We start from the raw sequence: 17,355 nt of genomic DNA, 5'->3' as shown, positions 1-17,355 counted from the left end.
TCCCCTCCCTATCTTTGTGCAAGCGTAAAGAGTTGCCATCCTTCAAAGGCCGTTGCCCACGAAAGATACAGCCCCTTATCATTTTTAATCAGGAAGGGATGATCCGATGCACCTTTTGTTGTTGCGACGGGTATCGGTGCAGACCAGCTTTGTCCTTCATCAATTGATTTGATCAAAAGGACACTGCTTTTATCCCCATCAAATTCTTTCCATACGACATATAAAGTCTCATCAACCGAAAGAACCTGAGGGTGAGCGGCTTGATTGTCTGGATTGCCAAACCCCATTGGTGCAGAAAACATCACGCCTTGTTTTTGTTGATGGGCATAAAACAGGCCTGAGCGTTTATCCGCATCAGTAAACCAAACCACATGACGCATGCCGGATGCAGAGATCGAAATATCTGGTCCATGATGGGGGCAGCCATCAATTGCCCAATCATCTTCGCTGATCCGTTCCATTTTTTCAGCCGTACCATCCGCCGTGATTTTCAACATGGCATGGTCTCTGAAATTCTTGCCGAAAATATGCCGCCATATGATCACAGGATTATCGTCCAAATCATAATCCATCGCTGTTCGGCAACATTCACAACTGTGATCCATCCCCTTTTTATTGGCGGAAAAACTGTTTCCTCGATCATCCGAAAAGGCATAATACATGGCAGAACCGCTATAGTTATTTTTCGCCTTCTTGGCAGTAAACAAATCTCGTTTATCCAGCCATGCGATATGGATCCGTCCCTGTTTATTAACGCCTAATGTCGCAAAACGTTGACTACTTGGTCGTTCCTCATCACTGATCATTCGCGGTAATGAAAAACTGCTGCCCCCATCTTGGGACTGCGCGAAATAAACCACACCTGTATATTTTTTCTCCCCTTTTGCAGTAAAGGTGAGATACACGCCCCCTTGAGGTCCAACCGCAATTTTAGGGCGACTTTCCCCATTTATATCCAGTTGGCGTACTTGTTTTGTAATACGGGTAATTTTCTCAAAACTACCACTTGCGGGATTTTTGCGATGCCCGACATAAACATGCCCATGTTCTGCCCATATAAGCCACAGTGAGCCATCCGGCGCGATATAGGGGGTGGGCACATTTGCACATAATAAAGACGGTGAATTTTCCGGTTTTGAACAATGGTTGAAGGAGGGCTCCTGCCCTCCTCCACCATGCTGCTGTGCCCCACCTGCGGCCAAAGCTGCCTCAACAGACATCCCCAACAACAAGAAAAGCGCTGCAAATATCAATTTGCGCAACATTAGAATTTAACCTCAATACCCAAGAACGCAGATAGAGGTAAGCCCGGTGCAAACTCTTCCGTCGTGCCGTTTAACGAGGCCGCCGTTGCATAACGACGATCCGTCAAGTTCATCACCTTGCCAAAAACATTAAAGTTTTCAGTGACTTTATAAGCACCGCGTAAATTAAACAGATGGTGACCTTCATACTTTGTCGTATTGGCTTCATCCATCCAGTATTCCCCCAAATTGACCCATTCAAGTTCTAGGTTCAATTCAGGCAAAAGACGCGGCGTATAGTTTAAGGTCGCATTATTAATCCAACGCGGTGCCGATTTCATCTCTTTACCAGAATAGTCAACAGTTGTAGACGGCATCCATTTTTCATAGGTATGTTTCGCATACGAGGAAGCCAGATTGAATTTCCATTCCTCCGTCAAGCGATATCCGATACTCGCTTCAATCCCTTTGTGCAAAGTTTCACCGGCATTGGTTTGATATCGGTTCACCCCATCGTTATAGGTCAAGATGTCATCTTGTTTGCTCATGTAATAAACAGACAATTCATAACTTAAATCTTGTGTCGGTTTCCCACGTACCCCCATTTCATAACTATCGACTTTCACAGGATCCAGATGGATGGAATCTGCCGCCTTACCGGATCTAAACAAATTGCCTTCCGATGGTGCTCTAAAGGCATGTTTATAAGAGGCAAACCCGTTAAGTTCAGGTGAAAATTCGTATGTTAAACCCGCTTTTGGGCTCAAATGCAGGAAATTAACCGTATTGTCATCATGGCGACGCCAATTACCCGTTGTCACCACACTTAAGTGGTTGTCATATTCATAACGGATGGCATCAAGACGTAAACCACCAGTCACACGCAATTTATCAGTTGGTGACGTTTCCACATGCGCATAAGGGGAGACGGACATAAACGTCGCATCATAATCATAAATTTGATCCCCGACCGTATAGCTGGTGTATATGTTCCCCACTTTCGTGCGCGTCACCTTTGACTCATCACGCTGTCCGGGGCTGTAATCCAGATCAGCACCAACAACAAGACGGGTGCGCATCGGTTCAAAATCTTTACGATATTTGCTCATCAAACCGACAGAACTATGCCCGGTTTTATAAATAACAGGATCGTAGCCCAAGCTCCAGTTTGGCAACATCTCCATTTCATTCCAGCGCAAATAGCCCGTCAAAGACATCAGACTATCAACTGTTTCCGTTTCATACGCACTGGAAAAACGCAAGGCTCTCACTTTACGAAATGAAATCGGCGTGTAGTTCGTTGTTGGACTATTTTCATAGTCTTGTCGATTTAAGCGTGAAGAGCCTGCGGTTTCCTGATCGATATTGGACGCCGAAAAAATTGTTTTTACACTAGAGGCATCATCAACAAAGTGATCCCATCGAACGGTTGTTGCCTGACGATCATAAGCTGTTGAATCGCGCCAACCATCCGTATGGGTCATATTGGCAGAAGCACGCACGCCATCATTTTCCGAACTATTGCCGTAATCAACCATACCCCGCATAAAACCGAAAGAACCATATTCCAGAGACATATTGATCTCTTCTTCCAGCGAAGGGTCGCGCGTCAAAACATTGATCACCCCACCGATGGCATCGCTGCCCTGTAAAGATGACCCCGGCCCTTTAGAAATTTCAACACCACCAGATTGCGGAACGTTGATTTCATAAAGCGCATTATGGTTAAAAAACCCGGTTGAACGCGTCGGAATGCCATCTTCTAAATAAAGATATACCGGACTGGTCGAAATCGGCTGACGAATAGCCATCGTATGCCCTTCCCCCCCGGTAACAGCGGCATGCGCACCGGCAACGCGACCAATAACTTCTGTTGGGTGCTGTGGCTTGATATTTTGGATTTCTTCTTCATCAACAGATGAAATCGTCGTGGAAACTTCTGCTTTAGGCTGAGCTTCCCGTGTACCGGTAACGGTCACTTCTTCCAATGTAATATTGTTTTGAGCAAAAACAGAATTTGAACAGAGTACAAAAGCGCTTGAAACAAGCAAGTATGCGCGCAAACTACGCGCCGCAAAAAACGTCGTCATTTAGATTACCCCAATTGTCTTTTAATCAAATTGAGAACATCCACGCAGTGAGGCAAACGCCATTCATCGAGTAGATATCTCGTTATTTATTTTTTTGATAATTAGACAAAACGAGGGGGTGCACGTGCCGTATTGTCGGTAACGATGCGGCCTTGTGGGATTGTCCCGGCATCAATCTCGACAATTTGCTGTTCACCTTCATAAATTACATATGTGGTAATCAAGTCGTCTGCTTTGGGTAAAGAAAACCCCAACAAAGCAATCCGACAACTCAGACAATGTTCTGCCTGGTTTTCATCTTCAGGGAACTCGGCACCATCACTGACACGAACAAGTTTCAAACCATTCGCCGTACAAATGACCGTATATTCCCCCCCAATGCCACTATCGATTTTGGCATTTACAGGCGCAGATGTAATTAAAGGGACGACAATTTGAACCATCAAAATAGATAAAATAAAAAGCCGCATGGTTCCTTTTGTTACCCAAAGGCCCATTTTTTTTATTTTTCTATTTCTGTTAGCGTTCAACATAAAAAACTATGTAACCTATTTTAAAGCCTTCTACAATTGACGTTTGTTAATTTTATCTTTCCCCATTCGGTTGATCCAACTTAAGTTGTACATTAACTGCAACCTATAATTAACGGCACAAATCATCCCTCATAAAATGAAAACAGCCTAGACCTTTGTCCAATATGTTTTCAGGTGCCCTTTCACTTATCCTGTTGTTCCTTAAAACAGGCACGAGCACGCAAAATGTTGAAAATCAAAATTCTCGGGGCGGCAGCAGGAGGAGGATTTCCACAATGGAATTGCCATTGTGACAATTGCCGCAAAGCATGGGCAAATAATCCAGACGCGATTGCCCGCACGCAATCCTCGCTTGCCATCAGTGTGGATGGGGACAACTGGTTCCTGTTAAATGCCTCCCCCGATATTCGCCAACAAATTCAAACCAATCCCTGTCTGCATCCAAAGCAGGGGAAACGACACAGCCCGATTAAAGGGGTTATTCTGACTAATGCCGATGTCGACCATATCGGCGGGTTGCTGACATTACGCGAAAGCCAACCCCTCGCCCTTTACGCCACCCAACGCGTCATCAACGTTTTAGGCGAAAACAGCCTGTTTAATATCCTGAACCCCAACTACGTCGCACGTCGCAAACTTCCCATAGATCAAAAAACCGAGCTTTGTTTTCAGGACGGACAAAACAGCGGCATTGAGATTGAACTTTTCCCCGTCCCCGGCAAAATCGCCCTTTATCTGGAAGATGAAACAGCCGGGGCGAATTTTGGATCCGTCCCTGAAGATACCGTTGGCATAAAGGTCACGGCACGCGACAGCAAAAAATCTTTTTATTATTTGCCCGGATGCGCTGCCTTGCCCCCGGACTTGGCTGAACGCGTGCGAAACAGCGATCTGGTCTTTTTTGACGGTACAACATGGGTTGACGATGAAATGATCGAAACGGGCTGCGGCGTCAAAACCGGACAACGCATGGGCCATATGTGCATGGCTGGCCCTGCGGGCAGCATTCAAGCGTTTGCAGAACTAAACATCAAACGCAAAGTCTTTATCCATATCAACAATACAAATCCCGTTCTTTTAGAAAATTCAACTGAGCGGGCAATCACGAATAAAGCCGGATGGGAAATCGGCTATGACACAATGGAGGTTATCTTATGATCAAGCTGAATAAAGTTCTGAGCCCGGATGAGCTGGAACAAACCCTGCAAGGTATCGGAGCAGAACGTTATCACAATCTACACCCCTTTCATAAATTGTTACACGGTGGGAAATTGTCTTTGGGACAAGTGCAGGCTTGGGCCTTGAACCGGTATGTCTATCAACAAGGCATCCCGATCAAGGACTACGCCATTTTGTCCAATTGCCCAGATAAGGAACTGCGCAATCTTTGGCGCCAGCGTATTTTCGACCATGATGGCATAGATCAGGATGAAGGTGGCATTGAACGATGGCTGAAATTATGTGAGGCATTGGGTCTTGAACGTGCTTATGTTCAATCAATGGAAGGGGTTCTGCCAGCCACCAAGCATGCGGTTGATACCTATATCAATTTTTGCCGCCATGCCCCGTTGTTAATTGGTTTTGCGTCCTGCCTGACAGAATTGTTCGCCCCGAAAATTCACAAAGAACGGATCGCAGGTATGTTGGAAAATTACGATTTTGTGGATGAAACAATGGTCGCGTATTTTCGAGAACGCCTGACCCAAGCGCCGCGTGATGTGGATTTTGCCCTGCGTTATGTGAAAGAACATGCTCGTACGATTGATCAGCAACAAGCCGTCATTGATGCTCTTTACATGAAAACAGGTGTTTTATGGGCACAACTGGATGCGCTTTATCTGGCCTATGTTAACCCGGGCATGATCCCGCCGGGATGTTTTACCCCCGTTCAGACGGATGTTGCGGCGGCGCAATAGTCCCATCCTTGATCAAGGTTTCCATTAAATCATTTACACTTGTTTCAAAAAGCCGTTTTCCATCTGCCGGATCTGCCAGTGATACATTGGCCCCGATCCGGCCATCGGGATGTTTGTCGCGCATATCCTGTGCCCCCTCGTACGCCAACGCGGGGGCACACACAGGATCACAAGCGACATTTCGTAACGTGCTTTCATCCAGATATTGAACAACGGCAATCTCGCTTGGTGTGGCATGACGACCTTCCTGATCGGCATAAAGTGATGCACGTAATTTTCGGGTTTCAGCCCCCATATACCAATTATAAAAACGGCAATTTGTGACGTCTTCCTGAAAGGTCCGTTGCAAAACAGGACCATTACCACCATGCCCGTTGATAAAAATAAACTCTGCAAATCCATGCACTTCCAACGAATGCACCACATCACGAATAACCAGCGATAAAGTTTGCGGTTGTAAGGAAATTGTCCCCGCAAACGCCATATGATGTTCCGCCATCCCAATTGACAGAACAGGGGCGCACATCAGGCCACTTCGACGGGCGAGTTCTTTTGTTATCGCCTCTGCAATCATACTGTCCGTCCCAATCATGCCGCTCGGGCCATGTTGTTCGGTTGAACCGATCGGGATCAGGATCGTTTGGCACGATTGCAGATATTCTTCAACCTCCGGCCATGTGGATTTTTGTAGCTCCATTGCTTATTTTCCTTAAATATTGCGCCCGAGCCTGTGGTGTAGGATGCCCGGAATAAACCGCATCATAAAACTGATCCCCTTTTTGCATCATGGCATTTTGGACATGAATTTTATCCAAAGCGCGCAAGAAAGTCTCCGCCCCACCGCCATAAAAACTTGCAAATCGGTCCGCCTGATATTCACAAGAACGGATATAGGCATTCAAAACCGGTAGCGCCACTGCCGCCAAAGCCGGAGCACTGATCACCAAAGAACTAAACGACGTTGAAAATTGCCCGAAGATCAAAACACCCAACAACGCCAATCCCCCTTTTAAAAATTGATACTTCAAAATATGACGATGAGCATGATGGCCTAATTCATGGGCGATAACGCTGAGAATTTCGTCCTCATTCAGGCGATCGAGTAAACTGTCATTCAGCACGATACGCTTGAAAGGTCCGATCCCTTCAAAACGCGCATTCGCATGGCTTGTTCGTTGGGATCCATCCTGAACATAGACATCGACAGGTTCATAACCGGCATAAAGACACATATGGGTTACACGGTTTAACAAACCGGCATCATCCAAAGGGTTTAGCAAACCATCCAATCGCGATTGCAGCCACGGACGTAGCGTGACCACGGCGCTATCAAAGCAGAACCAAACCAGCCACACCCACAGAAAAACAGCCATGTGGCTCGTCATCGGCATAAAGTAAAAAAACAGGCTAACAGCACCAAACGTCAGTACAAGACGCAAACATAAGGCCTTCAATATTACTTTCCCCAATATTTGCCATGTCATCCGCCCAAAGCCGAAATGGCGTTCAACCCGCATCTGTACACTGCCGAGAACCAGGCGCCGCAACAACCAATGCGCAATGATCAAGCCTGTCAGGTCGAAAACAGTGGTGAAAGCATCACTGACAAGCAACAACGCACACCACAAAATATCCAGCATATAGGATAAAAGCGCCATATATGCCTTGGCCTTGGCATATCGCCCGATGTCATCATTATGTCGCGAACCGATATAAGACACCTGACGGGTACATAATAAAGCATGGGTAAAAAACAGGAGGATCAAGATACAAACCATCGTTACGGTCATGGCCACAATATCCAACCTCAGATACAAACTGGTTTGCGCAAAATCCATATCACTATGCCCGCGCAAACTGTGTATCAAACCTGTTAATAAAGTCCGCTAAGGCCACTACGCCCCCTGTTGGAAGTGCATTATATAGACTTGCACGCAACGGAGCGCCCGCTGAATGACCGCTTAAGTTAAGTAATCCTTCTTGATGGGCCTGCTGCAAAAAAAGCCCATTTAGGGTCGGATCCTTTAAACCAAAACACACATTAATGTGCGAACGCATTTTCCCGTTCACGTTGGTATGGAAAAAACGACTACGGTCTATTGTATCATAAAGCAACGCACTCTTTTGCCGACTGCGTTTCGCCATTTCTGTCAAACCACCTAGGTCTGTCACCCATTTTGCCATCAACCCCGCCATATAAATCCCAAACAGGTTTGGCGTATTGACACGAGAATTGTTTCTCGCTTGCTGGGTATAATTAAAGACAGTAGGCGTAATATCCAAGGCACGATCAAACAGTTTCTCATGCATAATAACAAGGCTTAAGCCCGCTGGTGCAATGTTCTTTTGCGCACTGGCATAAACTAAGTCCATGTGTGAAAAATCAATCGGGCGGGTCAAAATATCCGATGTCATATCCGCAACAAGTGGCAAACCTTGTGAGTCCGGGAGTTCATGGAATTGCCGTCCCTGTGTTGTCTCGTTCGTGGTCATATGACAATAAGCCCCATCCGCAACAATCCGGTCCACGACAATCTCGCCATATTTGCGGGCCTCGGCAATCGCCCGTTTGGACCAATGACCTGTATCTAAATAACAGGCCCGTTTTTTATCTCCCATCAGGTTCATGGCAACAAAGGCAAAGTGGGCATAAGCCCCGCCTTGCAAAAACAACAGGTGATGACTATCCGGCAGGTTCAAAACCTGTCGGAAAGCCCGATGTGCTGTCTGCATCACCTCCCAAAAGGCCGGATCACCAAACGGGATTTCAAACAGTGACATGCCGCTTCCTTGCCAATTGAAGATTTCCGCGTGCGCCTGTTGCAGAATTTCGCTTGGTAACACGGCCGGGCCCGCACCAAAATTAAACGACATCATGAGGTTTCATCCCCCAAACAGGAAACTCGTATGTGAGCCCGCTGCCATGAAAAAAACAGTCGGAAAACTGAGGATTGTGTTGGTTCGAGATGACAAAAAGGTAATGCGCGAACAGCGTACCCGTTCTTCAAAACTTGCCGGGATAAAACCAATGACCTTTTTTTGGTGCGGCCAAAGGACCAACCACAAATTCAAGACCATCAACAGGCCGCACCAGACCCCCATCCCTAAAACCGCGTGACTGCCATTTAACCACAGCACATCCCATAAGATATCGCGATAAAATAACATAAACAGCCCGCTGACCAACACAACGACGGAGGCATAGCGAAATGTTGCATGTTCGCGGCGTAAAGCGGCTTCAAAACGTGCTTCGATGTCAGCCGCAGGGGCCTTGCTCTGTGGCATGTTATAGGTCGGGTTTTGAATGACATTTGCAAAATTATGGCCCACCCAAACCAAAATTCCCATGACATGCAGCCAACGTGCAACCAGATCAAGGACATCCATTGTCATCCGCCACTCCCTGTCCAGAAATGCACAAACAGCGAGAGCAAAATAATCAGACTAAGTCCGGCCCAAATCGTGCCGCCTTTTGTTTCATGGGGAAGCTTCATGCACATACCTTTTTCATCAGGTTGCTGACCGCACCGCGCGTGCGCATAACCAAAGGCATGCCGGGGCGTCCCGTCACCCGTGCCTTTTCAACAGCCGAGGCAATCATGTCAAAATGCGGTGATTTGGAACAGGCCGGGTCCGTGTTGGTCGCATCCCCGGTCAAGGCGAAGGCCTGACAGCGACAACCGCCAAAATCATTTTCCTTTTCATCACAACCAACGCAAGGTTCCTTCATCCAGCTTGTCCCACGATAAGCATTAAAGGCAGGTGATTCATTCCAGATCCAGTCAAGGGGACGATCTTTTACGTTGGGAAATTCAAGATGAGTGATGGTCTGGGCTTCCTGACAGGGCAAGGCAGACCCGTCCGGCGCAATTGTCAAATGGATCGCCCCCCATCCGTTCATGCACGCCTTGGGTCGGCCATCAAAATAATCGGGAATAACGAAATAAATCGTCATGTTTTTACCCAGACGGGCACGGGCTTCATTCACCTTGGCTTCGGCGTGTTGCAACTGTTCAATTGTTGGCAACAGTTCGTCACGGTTTAGCAGCGCCCAATTGTAATATTGCAAATTGGCAAATTCGAGAAACTCCACATTGTGATATTCTGCCAATTTGATAATATCTTCAACCGCATCGATATTAAAACGTGAAACCGGGACATTCATCACCACCGGAAAACCGATTGATTTGATATCTTCGATACATTGCATTTTTTGTTCGAAGCTTTTCACACCAACCATCGCGTCATTTTTTGCCGCATCATTGTGTTGCAGGCTAATTTGTATCTGTTTCAAACCAACGCGTTTTAACTCTTTCAAACGATCTTTGGTTAAACCGACACCTGAAGAAATCAAATTGGTGTAATATCCTAATGTGTCCGCCTCATCGACCAATTCTTCCAGATCGCTGCGCACCATCGGCTCGCCACCGCTAAACCCCAGTTGCAGGCTACCGATTTTGCGTGCATCGCGTAAAACCGTTTTCCATTCTTGGGTCGTTAATTCGTTGGAGTAATCTTCAAACCCCAGTGGATTGGAGCACCACGGACATTTCAGCGGACATTTATAAGTCAGTTCCAGCACAAGCCATAACGGCTTGCCGTTCCCATCAAGTTTTAAGTCTGATCCAGCCTTTGGCATGGGCGACCTCCATAAATTTTACAACGTCTTCATCAAGGCCCTGTTGATCGAACTCTTGCTCCAGTTCATCAATAACCTGGGAAACACAACGCACACCGTCGCAATATTTAAGAATATGCCCGGCGGAATTGTTCAATTTCACAATCCCTTCTGGATAAAGCAACAAATAAGCTTGTTCCTGTTCTTCCCAGCGAAACACATACATCGGATGGATTTGCAGTTGGCTGGTGAGTTCAATTTTTTCTTCTGCACACATTGATCTAAGCCCTGAGATAAAGATGTCCCGGCACATGAGACGATGAGGAAGGAACATAAAGCCCCTTCCCCTTTGGTTTTTTGCTTAGCGAACGTATACGTAAGCCGTCACTTCAAAACCAAGACGCAGATCGCAGTAAGCTGGTGTTTCCCACTTCATGAATTTTCTCCTGTTAAAATAATAGAACCGGAGGAATTGTCTGAATTTTAAGAAAGCACCGCAATTAGCCATTAGTCTTAGGGAAGAAACGGTCAGGTTTGAAACTTACACCAACAGGTGATTGAGCAAGGCACGCAATTTGGCCGGCTTCAATGGCTTGTTCAAAATATGATATCCCAGACGTTCACATTCGTTACTCACCGTCTGGGTACGATCTGCCGTAATAATTACAGCGGGGATATCCGAACCATACACCGCATGAATATCCTGAATAACCTTGATCCCGGTTTCGCCATCATCCAAATGGTAATCCGCCAAAATGGCAACGGGTGTGTGTTCAGCATATTTCATTTCAGCCAGCGCAGTACTTTTAGATACAGCGCAATGCGGAATCATGCCCCATTCATTGAGCAAATCAGCCATAGAATGTGTAATACTGCCTTCATTATCGATAATCAAAACAGGTACACCCGACAGATTGTAAGGCGGTTTAGGCAACGGTTCAGCCTGCGTACCCAATTGCTTTCCCCCTTCGCACAAGGGGACATCTACACTAAATACCGACCCTTTACCGACAACGGACTGGACATGGATCGGATGTCCTAAAATTTTTGCAATTCGCTCCACAATCGCAAGACCCAGACCAACCCCTTTGTTTTCACGATCCAAGCTATTTTCTTTTAGTTGGTGAAATTCCAGAAAAATGTCATCCAACTTGTCCGGTGGTATGCCGGGGCCACTATCCCAAACCTGAAAACGGATATGGTCCGCACAGCGCCGACACCCCAACACAACACGCCCACTTGATGAATAACGAATTGCATTGCTCAGGAAATTACGTAAAATTCGCCCCAAAAGGCGTGGGTCAGTCTTAATCGAATAGCCGCAAGGCATCACGCGCAATTTTACATTAGCTTCATTTGCAACCGATTGAAATTCCTCCCCTAATGCCAATAACAATCGATTGGCTGGCACTTCGGAAATTTCGTGCACAATCGCATTAGCATCCAGTTTTGCAATGTCCAAAAGGTCCGTCAACAGTTCTTCGGCACTCCCTAGCGCATTATGGATCCGTTGCACCAACGAGGCATCTTTGTGCGATAAATCACGTTCTTGTAATGTCGAGATCAAAAGACGTGCGGCGTTCAAAGGTTGAAGCAGGTCGTGACTGGCTGCTGCCAGATATTTATCCTTGCTGATATTGGCCTGTTCAGCAGCTTCCTTAGCCTGTTTCAATTTTTGTTCAATGATTTTACGTTCTTGAACTTCACGGCTCAGTTGTTTGTTAAGAGCCACCAAAGCCTTGGTACGTTCTTCAACACGGTCTTCCAATTCATCATGGGCTTGTTTCAGGCGTTCTTCTGCCCGTTTGCGTTCTGTAATATCGCCCACGGACCCCACCATACGATAAGCAATTCCATTATTGTCGCGCAATGCTTTACCACGAGCAAAAACCCAGTGATAGATACCATCGGTGGCACGCACCCGGTATTCCCATTCAAAATACTCGCTTAATCCTTTGAGATGTTCCGAGACTTTTTGTTCATAGCCTACGACATCATCCGGATGCACCCATTCCAACCATTGATGCGTTGTCGTGCGTCGGCTTTGACTGGAATGACCCAACGTTTCCATCAAGCGCGAGGAAATGAACAAATCTTTGGTTACCGGGTTCCATTCCCACAAACCTTCGTTTGCCCCATCCATCGCCAGCGCATAACGTTCTTCAATCATTTCCAGTTCGACTATACGTTTTTGCAGTTGATCATTTTCTTTCTTCAACTTTTGCAAATCCGTTACGCCCTTAGACATTTGCGTCATCAATATCCGTTACTTCAATAAGCCTTCCCTTAGTATAGCGATTAAGCCGGGGCAACACCATAAATCAAATAGATACAATCTTCGCATTAGACTTTTTACCTATAAAGCTTAGCCAAAAGTCGAACAGCATTCAGGCGCACACTCTCCTATCGTTCAAAAGGTAGAGGCGGCGTTTCATATGAGGCTTCGCTTTCGTTAATCACCGCGCATTAAAGGAAAGCAAACAGATGTTAAAAAAAATGTTGGCAGCACTTGTCTGCATGGTTCCGTTAGCTGCACAGGCTGGCGACGATGCAGAAGTAAAAGACAGTTATTTCGGATATAAACCGCCCAGTACCGAAGCCGCAGCGGGCTTGCAGATTTTCAAACGCTGCAAGGAATGTCATTCGCTTAATCCCGCCCTCAATACGTTCGGCCCAAACCTACGTGGCGTCTTTATGCGTCCCGCAGCGAACCTGCCCCGTTTTGATTATTCCGAGGCTTTGAAGAAGTCCGGGATTGTTTGGGATGAAAAGAATTTACGCGACTGGGTTTCCGGCAATACCTGGCTGGTTCATGGAAACCGCATGCGCCATGTCCAAATTATGGACCCGGCAGAACGCGACTATTTGATCGCATTTTTAAAGAGCTTCAAGTAGGTGCTTTTCCCTAGCTTTGACAGACTCTTTTGGATTTCGCCTCAACTTCCCCGCTTCCTGCCAAACAGTTAGCGGGTTTTCTTTCAAAGAAAGATCTTTTTAGACCTTTGGCTAATACCAATACGACCAAAGTCGAGGAGAAAACCAATCTGTCAAAAAGTTATAAAAATAACAGGATAAAATTTAACAGATGAATCGAAATATTACGATTTGGAGGATCAAAAACATGCTCAAGAAGTTCCTATGCATCGGGTTAGCAAGCGTGATCGTTACCGGAGTGGCCATAGAGGCCATCGCTCATGGTGATGTTACGCCTCAGGCCGTCGACACCAGTGGATTGCCGCAACTGGGCGAAGAATGGTTAGATGAAAATCCGTTCCGTGACGACCAATCGCTGAAAACCCGTGCCGTTGAAATTGGATCATCCGCCTATAACCAAAACTGTGCACGTTGTCATGGGCTGCAAGGAATTTCAGGTGGCATCGCACCGGATTTGCGTTATCTTGAAGCAGATATGGATGGTGATGAATGGTTTAAAGAACGGGTTACTCATGGGGCTGTGCGCGACGGTAAAGTATATATGCCGAAATTTGCCGGCACCATTTCACAAGAAGGGTTATGGGCAATCCGGACCTATATCGACGAACAACCGGAAGATTAATCACACCCCGTACAAAGAAGGTGTAAAACGTGCTGGATAACAAAACAAAAAAACAAAAAATACCAAAAGGAAACAGCAAGGCGCGCACCGCCCCTCGTGCAGCCGGGGAACTTTTCATCGGCTTGGGGAACGAACCGTTCTCAGCCATTTTTTTCTTTACCTCAGGCGCATATGATATTGCAGCTTTAGGCGATGCCTTAGAAGCTTTTTACCCTGATGCCCTGATCTTTGGCTGTACATCGGCGGGTGTCATCGGGGAAAACGGATATCAAAATGACGGCGTTTGTGCCTTCGGCCTGCCCGAAGGTTATTTTACGGTAGAAGGCGCCCTCATCCCGAATGTATCCACCATCGATATTTCAGACTGGTCGGCACGAACCAAAACACTGGTCAACGGTTTCAGGAATCGCCTCCCGCAGAAAAGTACCGATCATTCTTTTGGTCTTGTTCTGATTGATGGCCTTTCCTTAGTCGAAGAAACTGTCCTAAATGCCCTGTACCCTGAATTAGGCGACATTCCCTTATTTGGCGGTTCAGCCGGTGACGATTTAAACTTCAAAGAAACTCTTATTTATTACAACGGGCAAGCCCACCGCGATGCGGCAACATTGGTTTTAGTCCATACAGATTGCCCATTTAAGGTCTTTCGCACCCAGCATTTTCTGGAAACAGAGCGCAAAATGGTGATTACCGAAGCAGACCCCGCGTCGCGCATTGTACGCGAAATCAATGCCGCCCCGGCAACGGAAGAATACGCCCGCCTTATCGGGGTCAAACCAGAAGATCTCAATCCTGAACAATTTGCAGCGCATCCCGTTATGGTGCGCGTTGCCGGATCTTATTATGTCCGTTCAATTCAACGACCCGAAGGCGAAGACGGTTTGCGGTTTTTCTGCGCCATTGATGAAGGCCTGGTCCTGACCCTCGCCAAGGGACAAGACATTGTGACCAATCTGGAAAACACTTTTGACGATATCGAAAATATAATAGGCAAGCCGGAATTGATCATCGGATGCGACTGCATATTCAGAAAACTGGAACTGGAACAATCCCCACAGAAAAAAGCACAGGTTTCAAAACTGCTGATCGATCACAATGTTTATGGTTTCAATACATATGGTGAACAATTCGCAGGCATGCATGTCAACCAGACCTTTACCGGGGTCGCCATCGGTTGGGGTGATACAGATGATTGATGCCCTTGATATCCCCACCGGAACGGCGGATGAAACCCTCAAACTACGTAAAATCATTTCTTCCCTGATGAAACAGGTGGAACGCACGCTGGACGTCCAAGGTGGGGCTTATTCTTCTTTTCAAACCGCAACCTTGCTGGATGAAAAAGTTCGTGAACGCACCCACCAGCTGGAACAGGCATTGGGGTCTCTGGAAAAAGTTAATCTGGAACTCAAACGCACCAAAGGTGAAGCCGAAACCTCGCGCATTCGTTTGGAAGAAGCCGTCGAAAGTGTATCGGAAGGCTTCGCCCTGTACGATAAGGAAGATCGTCTCATCCTGTGTAATAACAAGTTTTGGGATTTTTGGGGCAATCATCAAAATGATGTGCCCTATGGGACACGTTTTGAAGATATGGCCCGTAAACTGGTGCGCCAATATGTCGTGCCGGAAGACGTGGAAAGTCCGATTGACTGGCTTAAGGAACGTTTAAACCGTCATCGTAACCCAAAAGAATCCTTCGTCATTCAGTTAAAAGACGGTCGTTGGCTAAAAATCAATGAACGCCCGACAAAAGACGGTGGAATTGTCGGTGTCTATACCGACATCACCGATATTAAGGCTGAAGAACAAATCCGGCGCGAACGCGAACTGGCTGAACAAAACGTCCTGTTGCAATCCACATTGGACAATTTGCGTCAAGGGGTCTCGGTCTTTGACAAGGATTTAAAACTGGTTGCTTGGAACCAACGCTTTATCGAATTGCTGGACCTGCCCGACGGGTTGGTCGAACATCATATGACCTACGAACGTTATACCCGGTTCAATGTCTTTCGCGGGGAATTTGGCCCCAAAACGGAAGACGCTTATCAAGAACGTATTCAACGGGCCCGAGCGCAGGAACCGCTTTATTTTGAATATACCCGCCCCAACGGGCAGGTCGTGGAAGTTCAACGCAACCCCATGCCCGGTGGTGGTTTTGTCACAACCTACAGCGATATTACCGCCCGTCGTCAGGCAGCGGAAGAATTACGCGAAGCCAAAGAAAATCTTGAAGAACGCGTACGCGAACGCACTGACGAATTGCACATCGCGAAAGAAGCCGCCGAGGAAGCCAACTTATCTAAAACCCGTTTTTTGGCAGCGGCAAGTCACGATCTTTTACAGCCCCTAAATGCCGCCCGGCTCTTTATATCCACACTTTTGGAACGAGCATTGGATGACAAAAACCGCCCCCTTGTCGAACGTGCCGACTTTGCCCTGAAAGGTGTGGAAAGTTTGCTCAGTGCGCTTTTGGAAATTTCAAAACTGGATGCCGGTGCTGTCCCCGTGGTGATTGCGGATTTCCCGTTAAGTGACCTATTCAACCGCCTTCAGGAAGAATATGGCCCAATCGCAGCCCAAAAAGGCATCGCGTTAAAAGTGATCCCGACTTCGGTATTCGTGAACAGTGACCCCAAATTATTATCCCGTGTCTTACGCAATTTTGTCAGCAACGCCGTGCGCTATACGGATAGCGGGCGCATTTTGGTCGGGGCAAAACGGGAAGGGGAGAACTTGCATCTTTGCGTTTATGATTCCGGCAATGGGATCGCCCAGAAAGATCAGGAACACATTTTTGAAGAATTTCGCCAATTAGACCGGACAGATCAAACGGAAAAAGGTGCCGGATTGGGGCTCGCTATCGTCAAACGGATTGCGCAAACACTGGGGCATAAAATCCTCTTGAAATCCGAGATTAATAACGGTGCCTGTTTCAGTGTGGAGGTCCCGCTCAGTCAAAATCCCACCCCCTCCCCGCCAGTTGTGCAAACCAAAATTTTTACCGAGCATATGAACGGGCTGACTGTCTTAATTATCGATAATGAAAATGACATTCAGTACGGCATGCAAAGCCTGATGGAAAACTGGGACTGTAAAGTTCTCACCGCTGGTTCCCGCAAAGAAACCGTACAGCTTTTAGATGGTCTGGGCTATTTCCCCGATGCCATTATTGCTGATTATCATTTAGATGATGGGGACACGGGACTGGATTTACTGGGGGCCCTAAAACGTGATTACCGACCACATTTTCCGGCGATGGTTTTAACGGCGGATCGCACAGACGAAATCCGCGCAAGCGTCAGCTCACATGGCTATGCATTGCTGAACAAGCCTTTAAAACCCGCGAAACTGCGCGCATGGTTATCACACATCGCCAATGGAAACCGCTTGTAAAAAGC

17 protein-coding genes are annotated in these 17,355 nt (G+C 46.9%); 6 read left to right on the top strand and 11 right to left on the bottom strand.

Annotation, left to right across the window (positions count from 1 at the left end):
• Positions 1-8 precede the first annotated feature (8 nt).
• The 3 genes from ACI0FF_RS07295 to ACI0FF_RS07285 all read right to left on the bottom strand — a co-directional run bounded on the left by ACI0FF_RS07295 (position 9) and on the right by ACI0FF_RS07285 (position 3,804).
• On the bottom strand, positions 9-1,265 hold the full coding sequence (locus ACI0FF_RS07295) for a hypothetical protein (RefSeq protein WP_419799448.1): 1,257 nt from the start codon (positions 1,263-1,265) through the stop codon (positions 9-11).
• Positions 1,265-3,334, bottom strand: a complete 2,070-nt coding sequence (locus ACI0FF_RS07290) for a TonB-dependent receptor (protein ID WP_419799447.1) — start codon at positions 3,332-3,334, stop codon at positions 1,265-1,267. The genes ACI0FF_RS07295 and ACI0FF_RS07290 overlap by 1 nt, the downstream gene beginning before the upstream one ends.
• A 101-nt stretch (positions 3,335-3,435) precedes the next feature.
• The gene (locus tag ACI0FF_RS07285) at positions 3,436-3,804 is read right to left on the bottom strand and encodes a hypothetical protein (protein ID WP_419799446.1); all 369 of its coding nucleotides are present in this window, start codon (positions 3,802-3,804) and stop codon (positions 3,436-3,438) included.
• A 288-nt stretch (positions 3,805-4,092) separates the two neighbouring features.
• Here ACI0FF_RS07285 and pqqB point away from each other — a divergent pair, with 288 nt between their 5' ends.
• The gene (pqqB, locus tag ACI0FF_RS07280) at positions 4,093-5,025 is read left to right on the top strand and encodes a pyrroloquinoline quinone biosynthesis protein PqqB (protein WP_419799445.1); all 933 of its coding nucleotides are present in this window, start codon (positions 4,093-4,095) and stop codon (positions 5,023-5,025) included.
• Positions 5,022-5,783: a pyrroloquinoline-quinone synthase PqqC gene (gene pqqC, locus ACI0FF_RS07275; protein WP_417821607.1), complete on the top strand. Its 762-nt coding sequence runs from the start codon at positions 5,022-5,024 to the stop codon at positions 5,781-5,783. Before pqqB ends, pqqC begins: the two co-directional genes overlap by 4 nt.
• On the opposite strand, the gene ACI0FF_RS07270 is transcribed toward pqqC, so the two are convergent.
• The 8 genes from ACI0FF_RS07270 to ACI0FF_RS07235 all read right to left on the bottom strand — a co-directional run bounded on the left by ACI0FF_RS07270 (position 5,746) and on the right by ACI0FF_RS07235 (position 12,658).
• Positions 5,746-6,480: a creatininase family protein gene (locus tag ACI0FF_RS07270; protein ID WP_419799444.1), complete on the bottom strand. Its 735-nt coding sequence runs from the start codon at positions 6,478-6,480 to the stop codon at positions 5,746-5,748. The two genes, pqqC and ACI0FF_RS07270, sit on opposite strands and share 38 nt — an antisense overlap.
• Positions 6,446-7,621, bottom strand: coding sequence for a M48 family metalloprotease (locus ACI0FF_RS07265; protein ID WP_419799443.1), 1,176 nt, complete (start codon positions 7,619-7,621; stop codon positions 6,446-6,448). Before ACI0FF_RS07265 ends, ACI0FF_RS07270 begins: the two co-directional genes overlap by 35 nt.
• A gap of 4 nt (positions 7,622-7,625) precedes the next feature.
• A complete protein-coding gene (gene serC / locus ACI0FF_RS07260; RefSeq protein WP_419799442.1) occupies positions 7,626-8,660 on the bottom strand; it encodes a 3-phosphoserine/phosphohydroxythreonine transaminase in 1,035 nt (344 codons plus the stop codon).
• Between the two features lie 6 nt (positions 8,661-8,666).
• Positions 8,667-9,176, bottom strand: coding sequence for a hypothetical protein (locus ACI0FF_RS07255; RefSeq protein WP_419799441.1), 510 nt, complete (start codon positions 9,174-9,176; stop codon positions 8,667-8,669).
• Positions 9,177-9,273: 97 nt separating this feature from the next.
• Positions 9,274-10,422 carry a pyrroloquinoline quinone biosynthesis protein PqqE gene (gene pqqE, locus ACI0FF_RS07250; protein ID WP_419799440.1) on the bottom strand — a complete coding sequence of 383 codons (1,149 nt, stop codon included), beginning with the start codon at positions 10,420-10,422 and terminating at the stop codon, positions 9,274-9,276.
• Positions 10,391-10,678 (bottom strand): pyrroloquinoline quinone biosynthesis peptide chaperone PqqD, encoded by a 288-nt coding sequence (gene pqqD, locus ACI0FF_RS07245; protein ID WP_417821614.1) that lies wholly within the window; start codon positions 10,676-10,678, stop codon positions 10,391-10,393. Before pqqD ends, pqqE begins: the two co-directional genes overlap by 32 nt.
• An 84-nt stretch (positions 10,679-10,762) precedes the next feature.
• Positions 10,763-10,837 carry a pyrroloquinoline quinone precursor peptide PqqA gene (gene pqqA, locus ACI0FF_RS07240; RefSeq protein ID WP_188665536.1) on the bottom strand — a complete coding sequence of 25 codons (75 nt, stop codon included), beginning with the start codon at positions 10,835-10,837 and terminating at the stop codon, positions 10,763-10,765.
• Positions 10,838-10,942: 105 nt separating this feature from the next.
• Positions 10,943-12,658: a hybrid sensor histidine kinase/response regulator gene (locus ACI0FF_RS07235; RefSeq protein WP_419799439.1), complete on the bottom strand. Its 1,716-nt coding sequence runs from the start codon at positions 12,656-12,658 to the stop codon at positions 10,943-10,945.
• Positions 12,659-12,885: 227 nt separating this feature from the next.
• Between ACI0FF_RS07235 and ACI0FF_RS07230 the strand changes: the two genes are divergently transcribed.
• The 4 genes from ACI0FF_RS07230 to ACI0FF_RS07215 all read left to right on the top strand — a co-directional run bounded on the left by ACI0FF_RS07230 (position 12,886) and on the right by ACI0FF_RS07215 (position 17,350).
• Complete coding sequence (locus tag ACI0FF_RS07230) at positions 12,886-13,296, top strand: c-type cytochrome (protein WP_419799438.1); 411 nt, start codon at positions 12,886-12,888, stop codon at positions 13,294-13,296.
• A gap of 226 nt (positions 13,297-13,522) precedes the next feature.
• Positions 13,523-13,957 (top strand): cytochrome c-550 PedF, encoded by a 435-nt coding sequence (gene pedF, locus ACI0FF_RS07225; protein ID WP_419799437.1) that lies wholly within the window; start codon positions 13,523-13,525, stop codon positions 13,955-13,957.
• A gap of 29 nt (positions 13,958-13,986) precedes the next feature.
• Positions 13,987-15,153, top strand: a complete 1,167-nt coding sequence (gene nosP / locus ACI0FF_RS07220) for a nitric oxide-sensing protein NosP (RefSeq protein WP_419799436.1) — start codon at positions 13,987-13,989, stop codon at positions 15,151-15,153.
• Positions 15,098-17,350 carry a NahK/ErcS family hybrid sensor histidine kinase/response regulator gene (locus ACI0FF_RS07215; protein ID WP_419799435.1) on the top strand — a complete coding sequence of 751 codons (2,253 nt, stop codon included), beginning with the start codon at positions 15,098-15,100 and terminating at the stop codon, positions 17,348-17,350. Before nosP ends, ACI0FF_RS07215 begins: the two co-directional genes overlap by 56 nt.
• Positions 17,351-17,355 lie beyond the last annotated feature (5 nt).

The organism is Terasakiella sp. 4MB5A (assembly GCF_050058155.1).
Taxonomy (GTDB): Bacteria; Pseudomonadota; Alphaproteobacteria; order Rhodospirillales; family Terasakiellaceae; genus Terasakiella; species Terasakiella halodenitrificans.
This window is presented reverse-complemented; position numbering and strand designations above follow the sequence as displayed.